This is a genomic window from Saccharicrinis sp. GN24d3 (genome assembly GCF_052400645.1).
In the GTDB taxonomy this organism is placed as follows: Bacteria; Bacteroidota; Bacteroidia; order Bacteroidales; family Marinilabiliaceae; genus Saccharicrinis.
In genome coordinates this window covers 42863-50326 of the sequence record NZ_JBQTGI010000028.1, presented here as the reverse complement: position 1 = coordinate 50326, position 7464 = coordinate 42863, and the positions used below count along the sequence as shown (strand labels likewise).

The 7464-nt window shown below is 39.8% G+C and carries 7 protein-coding genes; 1 reads left to right on the top strand and 6 read right to left on the bottom strand.

The window, feature by feature from the left end:
- Positions 1-237: 237 nt before the first annotated feature.
- From ACT29I_RS22540 to ACT29I_RS22530, 3 genes are read right to left on the bottom strand one after another with little or no spacing between them, the layout of a single operon-like run.
- Positions 238-975 (bottom strand): hypothetical protein, encoded by a 738-nt coding sequence (locus ACT29I_RS22540; RefSeq protein WP_430934899.1) that lies wholly within the window; start codon positions 973-975, stop codon positions 238-240.
- A gap of 23 nt (positions 976-998) precedes the next feature.
- Complete coding sequence (locus ACT29I_RS22535) at positions 999-1751, bottom strand: ABC transporter ATP-binding protein (protein WP_430934900.1); 753 nt, start codon at positions 1749-1751, stop codon at positions 999-1001.
- Positions 1748-2488 (bottom strand): MlaE family ABC transporter permease, encoded by a 741-nt coding sequence (locus tag ACT29I_RS22530; protein ID WP_430934901.1) that lies wholly within the window; start codon positions 2486-2488, stop codon positions 1748-1750. The genes ACT29I_RS22535 and ACT29I_RS22530 overlap by 4 nt, the downstream gene beginning before the upstream one ends.
- Before the next feature lie 146 nt (positions 2489-2634).
- Here ACT29I_RS22530 and ACT29I_RS22525 point away from each other — a divergent pair, with 146 nt between their 5' ends.
- On the top strand, positions 2635-3723 hold the full coding sequence (locus ACT29I_RS22525; protein WP_430934902.1) for a mannose-1-phosphate guanylyltransferase: 1089 nt from the start codon (positions 2635-2637) through the stop codon (positions 3721-3723).
- A 251-nt stretch (positions 3724-3974) separates the two neighbouring features.
- On the opposite strand, the gene porN is transcribed toward ACT29I_RS22525, so the two are convergent.
- From porN to porL, 3 genes are read right to left on the bottom strand one after another with little or no spacing between them, the layout of a single operon-like run.
- Complete coding sequence (porN, locus tag ACT29I_RS22520; protein WP_430934903.1) at positions 3975-4823, bottom strand: type IX secretion system ring protein PorN/GldN; 849 nt, start codon at positions 4821-4823, stop codon at positions 3975-3977.
- Positions 4824-4865: 42 nt separating this feature from the next.
- Positions 4866-6422 carry a type IX secretion system motor protein PorM/GldM gene (gene porM / locus ACT29I_RS22515; RefSeq protein ID WP_430934904.1) on the bottom strand — a complete coding sequence of 519 codons (1557 nt, stop codon included), beginning with the start codon at positions 6420-6422 and terminating at the stop codon, positions 4866-4868.
- Positions 6423-6457: 35 nt separating this feature from the next.
- The gene (gene porL, locus ACT29I_RS22510) at positions 6458-7402 is read right to left on the bottom strand and encodes a type IX secretion system motor protein PorL/GldL (RefSeq protein WP_430934905.1); all 945 of its coding nucleotides are present in this window, start codon (positions 7400-7402) and stop codon (positions 6458-6460) included.
- Between the last annotated feature and the right edge of the window lie 62 nt (positions 7403-7464).

The window sequence follows — 7464 nt, the reverse complement described above, 5'->3', positions numbered from 1 at the left end:
GGGTTAACCTCGATAAATATTTTTAGATTATTTTCCCGAAGCCACGCCCGGGGTTTTCCCACAGCCGGGGAACGCCCCGCACCTCCATAAGGTTACGGATTGGCCGGACCGGGCCATGCCTCCCGGGTATTTTTTCGCAACAGGCTGACAGGATGCGCCTTGCGGCCTCCGCAAGGGGAATGCCCCTGGGAGCGGAACGGTGGAAAAAAGAAATTTGGATACTGAAAGATCGCTGTTTTAATTTTCGGAAATTAGAAGAGCCCCTATTTGCTTTGTGACTCTATCTTCTACATTCACCTTGTTTTTTAAATATTCTTCAACAGATCTTCTCCAGGCTTTTACCGTGTTCTTGGATTCTATATAATAATCGAAGGCTTCATTGGCAATATCCTCGGTATGTACGCCAAAACACCGGAACACATTCCGAAAATCTTTTACTGAAATATTAGTATGCTTGTACTGATCGTATATTAAATCGATGAAGTCAATTAGCTCTCCTTCGCTATAGGAATGCCCCAACTTATCTTTTAAATAGGCGGTTGTTGAATTTAATGCAGGTTTTTCCGGATTTTGACGCTGACGATTTTCCTCCAAATGAATTAGTAATTGCAGTATTAAACTTAAATTTTCGCATGCATATGAATCCAGCACTATTTCATTTGTGGAAGTGATGCTGAATTTTATTCCTGCCCATTTCAGTTTTATGCTATTAACAAATGTCGCCTTATACTTTGTAGTTATTTTAATTGGAACGAACAAAGCGGGGAAAAGCGATTTCCAATATTTTTGAAATTTCAACTCTGTTTTTAGTTCTGAAACTTTTAAAGTAACCGGATAAACTAATTCAATACGCTCAATTGCTCGGACATCACCCAGAAATTGCTTTAAATATGTCTGGCATTCGTTTGGTGAAGCGCCTAACATATTTAAAAGATGATGAACCTCGATTTTAATTGAATGAACAGGTTTTTCCATAGGCCACCAATCATTAACAGCAGTTATGAATTTTCTTTGATTCGTTTAAATAGCTCCGACGCAAAAACAAAATCGTTTAATTGCTCTTCCTTGGCTACCAGAATATCATCTTTATTTCCCTCCCAAAGTTTCTGGCCTTGATATATATAGATTATTTTTTCGCCAATAGCCATCACGGAATTCATATCGTGTGTATTTACGATGGTTGTAATGCCATACTCTTTGGTGATTTCATAAATAAGTTCGTCAATAACAATAGCAGTCTTGGGATCCAGTCCCGAGTTGGGTTCGTCACAAAACAGGTATTTGGGATTTAAGGCTATGGCTCTGGCTATGGCCACACGCTTTTGCATTCCCCCGCTAATTTCAGATGGATAAAGATGGTTCACATTTTCGAGATTCACTCTATTTAAGCAGAAATTTACTCTGTCCAGCTTTTCTTCCGGGGAATCATTGGAAAACATATCCAACGGGAACTGCACATTTTCTTCCACAGTTAAAGAATCGAAGAGTGCTGAACCCTGAAAAAGCATCCCAATTTTTTTTCGAATTGACTTTTGTTCGCTTAGCGACATTTGGGAAAATACCTCGTCGCCATAAATAATCTGGCCCGAATCAATTTGATGCAGTCCGACAATTGATTTTAGCAATACTGTTTTTCCGTGACCACTCTGTCCGATAATCAGATTTGTCTGCCCTGCTTCGAACCTGGCCGAAATATCAAACAGTACCTGTTTTCCATTAAAGGCTTTATTTACATTCTTAACTTCTATCATGCCAATAGCAATTGTGTTAATAAAAGGTTGAATAATAAGATCTGGATACTACTAACAACAACAGCCCTTGTACTGGCTACCCCAACTTCAAGAGAACCGCCCTCGACATGATACCCTTGATAGGCAGAGATCGATGAAATTAAAAAAGCAAAAACAACTGATTTGATCATCGCATACACTACATGAAACGGAACAAAATCGAGCCTTGCTCCATAAATAAAATCTGCTGAAATAATTTCACCTGACAAAACGCCAGATAGCCATCCGCCTATGATTCCGACCCCCATACTAATGATGGTGATGAAGGGTATCATAATTACCATCCCTATTATTTTGGGAAGCACCAAATGACAGGAAGAATTAATGCCCATGATTTCAATGGCATCAATTTGCTCGGTTACCCGCATACTGCCAATCTCCGATGCTATATTGGAACCCACCTTTCCGGCTAGTATAAGACCCACAATGGTAGATGAGAATTCCAATACCACCGATTGTCGAGCAGCATAACCTATGGTATATTTAGGAATAAAAGCCGAATCTAAATTATAAGCCGTTTGCAGTGTAATTACAGCGCCCATAAATACAGAAATAATGGACACAATGCCCAGCGAGTTAACGCCCAAACTTTCCGCCTCTTTTATTGTCTGTTTCAGAAAAATACCAATTTTTTCGGGTCTGGCGAATACTCTTTTTAAAAATACGATATACCTTCCGAAATGAAATAGAAATCCCATATATTTTGATTTGCGATAAAAATACTAACTTAATTCAGGGTAAAAAAATTTTTAATTCTAAACCACAATGGTTTTTATTGTGGCGCTTTTTAGGTATTTTCACCAACATAATATAAATGCTATTGAAATATTAATAATAATATACGATGACTAACAACACCTACTGTGTAATTATGGCAGGCGGGATCGGCAGCCGTTTTTGGCCGATCAGCAGAGAGGAAACCCCTAAACAATTTCTTGACATTCTTGGAACCGGGAAAACCCTGATTCAGCAAACTTTTGACAGGTTTACCCCGATTTGTCCGGCAGAAAACTTTTTGGTGGTTACCAGTATTGAATATAAGAAAATTGTGCTTGAACAGCTGCCTGAACTCACGCCTGACCAAGTACTCACGGAACCTTACCGGAGAAACACTGCTCCTTGTATTGCCTACGCCAACGCATGGATAAAAAAACGCAACCCGGAAGCTTCTATCGTAGTGACTCCAGCCGATCATCTTATTCTAAAACCGGAAGAGTTTGTAAGGGTTATTTCAAAAGGCGTAGACTTTGTTCAGAATTTTGATGCACTGCTAACATTGGGCATTAAGCCTCACCGACCAGAAACCGGTTACGGATATATTCAAGTTAGTGATGATTCGCCTAGTGAACTTGGTGTTATTGAGCCCGTGAAGACTTTTACGGAAAAACCAAACTTGGAGTTGGCCAAAGTGTTTTTTGAAAGTGGGGAATTTTTCTGGAACTCGGGCATTTTTATTTGGACATTGAAAGCAATTGAGGTTGCTTTCAACACACATTTACCTGATGTAAAAATATTGTTTGATAGTATAGAGGACAAAATAGGCACTCAACATCAAGAGGAAGCCATTAAAGATATTTACCACGATTGCGATAACATTTCTATTGACTACGGTATTATGGAAAAAGCGAGCAATGTATTTGTACTTACAGCGGATTTCGGATGGAGTGATTTAGGTACATGGTCGTCGCTATATGAGCACTCGGCTAAAGATGACAACCTAAATGCGATAAACACGGGTAAAGTGCTTGCTTACAACTCTAAAAACTGCGTAGTAAACCTACCTGCCCATAAGATGGCAGTTATTCAAGGATTAGACAATTATATTATTGCCGAGTCACACGATTGCCTTTTGATATGCCCAAAATCAAACGAACAACAGATACGTCAGTTTTCGGCGGATATCATTGCCGAATACGGGCAAGAAAAAAAATAATCCCAGTAATATCAAAATATTATTAAACAAAAAAAGGAGTGCAATAGCACTCCTTTTTTATATGGTTCATTTTTTTGTTCTTCTTCATCCAAATTATTTACAACAAATATTACTTTTTGCTACCCTTCCGCGCCACATCCAATTATAATCCTTTACAATTGGGTCACACTAAACCGGGCATCGCCTGCGGCAACCGGGCGATTAACCCACATGAACATTCGTTATAAATCAATATATGAACATTGTAGGCTTTAAAACTCCCACAAGTCGTGTTCGAAATTGAAGATATCCATCTTAATTCTTTCCGATTCCAACATGGCTTCCATGCCAACCGCATACTGGTCGATTGTTCGGTTATTGTACACGTTTGACTCGCGAACAATGTAACTACCGAAATACCTTTTCATAAAAATATCGTCAAAAGTTCTGCGTTGGGCATCATTTTTTGTATTAAACACCTCGTTTCGAGCAAACAAATCTCTCGCTTGCGGGAAATAAATCCAGAACGTTTGTTTTTTGGCTATTTGCTCTTCCCCTCCACCGGAACTTTTTGAATACTCACGGATCGGACAAAGCCCAATGATACGAACATCCAACCTGGAATAATTTCTGTCGAAGAACCATACCTCTTTAACCAATATTTGTTTTACTTCTTCAGGTCTTAATTCACCAGCCACTACTTTTTCAACAAAGGTACCGTCATCCTGGCGTACTTCCATTGTATCACCTACAGCTCCCATTTCATACATTACCTGGTCTAGTGTCATTTCAACTTTAAACTCATCTTCATATTTAGTTGAGTATGCTGATAATCCCTCATACTGTATGCCGTGCATCAATAACTGAATTAAACTAAACCTGTTGTCCATGGTATTGATTGGATAGTACAGCGGCAAGTTAATTTTTTCTCTTAAATCCACAATCCTCCACACTTTTTTGGCCCACATTACATCGGCTTCTCTCACATGTGGATAAGGAATTGGTTTACGGTTTTGAACATGCTCCGGTGGATATATTCCATCCAGCACATTTTGGGCTTTCACAGCAGAATTACCTACCAAGGCCACCAACATAATTAATAAGAAGAACAACTTTTTCATTATCGTATTTTTATTTTATCTAACTCGTATCCGAATATTTTTTTAATCTAACACAAATGTTATTGTACCTAAATCGCGCGTTCCACTGGGCCCTTTGGCACGTATGCCTTCGATTGACACCTTAGAACCCCTGGCCATTCCCTTTATTAGTTCTAATTGCTGCGGAGTGAACTTGCTACTCTTAGAGGGTTCGTCCACAATATAACCACCTTTCAATACAGAAACGGTAAATCGTGTGACCTTATACTCCAATTCAAAATCGAAATCTTTCATTTCGGCAAAAACACCTGACTGAGCAAGCAATACGTTCTTGCGTATTTTACCACTTGATTTTCCCGCAACTTCCGGAACCGGGTCTGGCACCCTTTTTATCCTGAATTCCTGTTTGCCAATGAATTTTGTTTTCCCTTCAATTTCTGCACTTACACTAACCACAGACTCTTTACCGGCGGTACCCGGTTTCGGTTTCACAATATAATTGGTCCCATCACCTCGGCGTGTCACATTAGTCATGGTTATTCTTAACGCATTACTGGCAACTCCTGGTACAGAAATGGCTACCGGGTTATCCACTCCCTCATAAAAAACGTTCATTTTTGTGGGGGATATGACCGCACTTGGTTTTACCACCTGAAATTCTCCTTTTACAGGGTAAGGTATTTCTGTTGAACCATCCGGTGAAGGCATTTTTATAAAACCGGACCACTCATGCTCACCAACCGGTTTTTTAAGTTCAAGTATTCCTTTTCCTTTTTTGATATTACCCAGCTTATTACCGTTAATTTCAATCTTAGGAACAATGGTGGGGTCATATGCTGCCATGAAAAGCTCGGCCCTGTAGGTCTCGCCTTCCAGAATAGTTGTTTTGAAAGGTTTAACTACTTGCATCAATTGGTCAAACTTGTATGAATCTTTATCAATATCACTCATTAAATTTGCCACCATATCGGCTTCCGCATTTCTAATATCCCCTTGTATTTTACTTAGCATGGCCATAGAGGCTGCCAAAGGCACGTGCTCAAACTTGGTGGATTCCCAAGGTTTTTTTACGTCTTCTTCTTTTACATCTTCCGTATTAAAAACTTCTTTGTAGGCTTGGATATAAGTGGTATCCTTTTCGTCATTTTCGTCAAGCATACCCAGCAACAGATCCTTAAATTCACCCATTCTTTTTTTAAGCTCTTTACTCTTGGCACCTGCCTTCTCCACAATCATAACCTGAGCCGCAATGTCCTGGTTATCGATTCCGGTGTAATTCTCCGGTGTCGCTTCCGGGCCTGACACTTTTTGTGCCAAAATAACCTTAAGGCCCTGAATATGATTTACCAACGAATCGGAAGCTCCCTGTATTTCCCGTGCTTTATCCCATTCATCCTGCGCTTTGACTGGATTATTACTCCACGCTGACTCAAATTGGTTATAAAGCGCTTCGTTTTTACGCTCTACTGTTTCTCTTGTTTGGTTAAAACCTTCGTCCAGCGAAACAAATGCTAACAGTAACTCTCCAGACACGTTCAATGCGAGCATTGCTGTCAAAAAGAGGTACATCATACCTATCATTTTCTGCCGGGGGGTTTCGGGACAATTTCCGCCACTCATACTTTATTCTTCTAAAGATTAATATAAAAAGTAAATTAACGGCCTCCAACATTCATGGCACTCAACATATTTCCGTAGATCGTATTTAACTCCCCAACGGTTTTATTTAAGTTAGCCACCTGGTCCCTATAATTTTTAGCGCCCTCAACAGACTGCTTTAAATACTCGCTTATTTCGCCCAATCCGCTGTTCACATTATCGGTAGCTTCAACTTGGGCTTTAGATCCTTTTAACTGCATCTCATAAATTGAATTAATCGAAGCCAGGTTTCCGTTTAATGCCGATAACTGATCGTTATATTTTTTGTTGTTATCAGCGATTCCCCCCATTTCCTGTTCAATGCTATTTGACATCTTAGCATAGGTATCGATCAACTGCTTACCTGAATTTGACATGTCATTGGCTACTTTATTACCGGCTTCGGAAATGGCACTTGCAGTAGCACTATACGATTGTGTTAATGCTTTTGTTGACTCTTCGATGGCCTTTGCTGTTTTATCTTGTACGTTCCCGAACTTACCCACCGACTCTGATGCATTTTGTATATTTTGCAAGTAGCTTTGTGTTGCCAATGATGCATCACTTAAATCGGCTAGCTGAGATGAGGTAGAACTTAACTTTTTAATACCCTCCGATAGTTCTGTGACCGTCTTTTCATCAATGTTTCCTGTTTGGATAAGTGCCTGAAGCTCTCCCCCTCCACCACTTCCACCTTTGCCATGGTGAGTTGCATTAGGTTCAAGACCTACCAACTCGGGATATACCAGGCTCCAGTCCGGCATTTCATGAGGAGGTTCAAAAGCTGATAGCGAAAAAATTATAATCTCAGTACCCATACCAACCAGCAACATAAGCTCTGCTCCCGGGTAGTGCATTATTTTAAACAAAGCTCCTGCCAGAACGATTGCAGCACCAAAACCGTATACCTTGGCCATGATCTTTTTGTACGCCGGGCTTTCAACAAATTCGGTAATAGTCATAATTCAATTGTGTTAATCTGTTATTTTACTCAATAGTTTAAGGACATTTGTTTTCATCTTAT

Bases quoted from the DNA above. Each gene is read 5' to 3' on its own strand.
- ACT29I_RS22525 (WP_430934902.1), top strand. From the start codon at position 2,635: ATGACTAACAACACCTACTGTGTAATTATGGCAGGCGGGATCGGCAGC.
- ACT29I_RS22535 (WP_430934900.1), bottom strand. From the start codon at position 1,751: ATGATAGAAGTTAAGAATGTAAATAAAGCCTTTAATGGAAAACAGGTA.
- ACT29I_RS22530 (WP_430934901.1), bottom strand. From the start codon at position 2,488: ATGGGATTTCTATTTCATTTCGGAAGGTATATCGTATTTTTAAAAAGA.
- porN (WP_430934903.1), bottom strand. From the start codon at position 4,823: ATGAAAAAGTTGTTCTTCTTATTAATTATGTTGGTGGCCTTGGTAGGT.
- porL (WP_430934905.1), bottom strand. From the start codon at position 7,402: ATGACTATTACCGAATTTGTTGAAAGCCCGGCGTACAAAAAGATCATG.
- ACT29I_RS22540 (WP_430934899.1), bottom strand. From the start codon at position 975: ATGGAAAAACCTGTTCATTCAATTAAAATCGAGGTTCATCATCTTTTA.
- porM (WP_430934904.1), bottom strand. From the start codon at position 6,422: ATGAGTGGCGGAAATTGTCCCGAAACCCCCCGGCAGAAAATGATAGGT.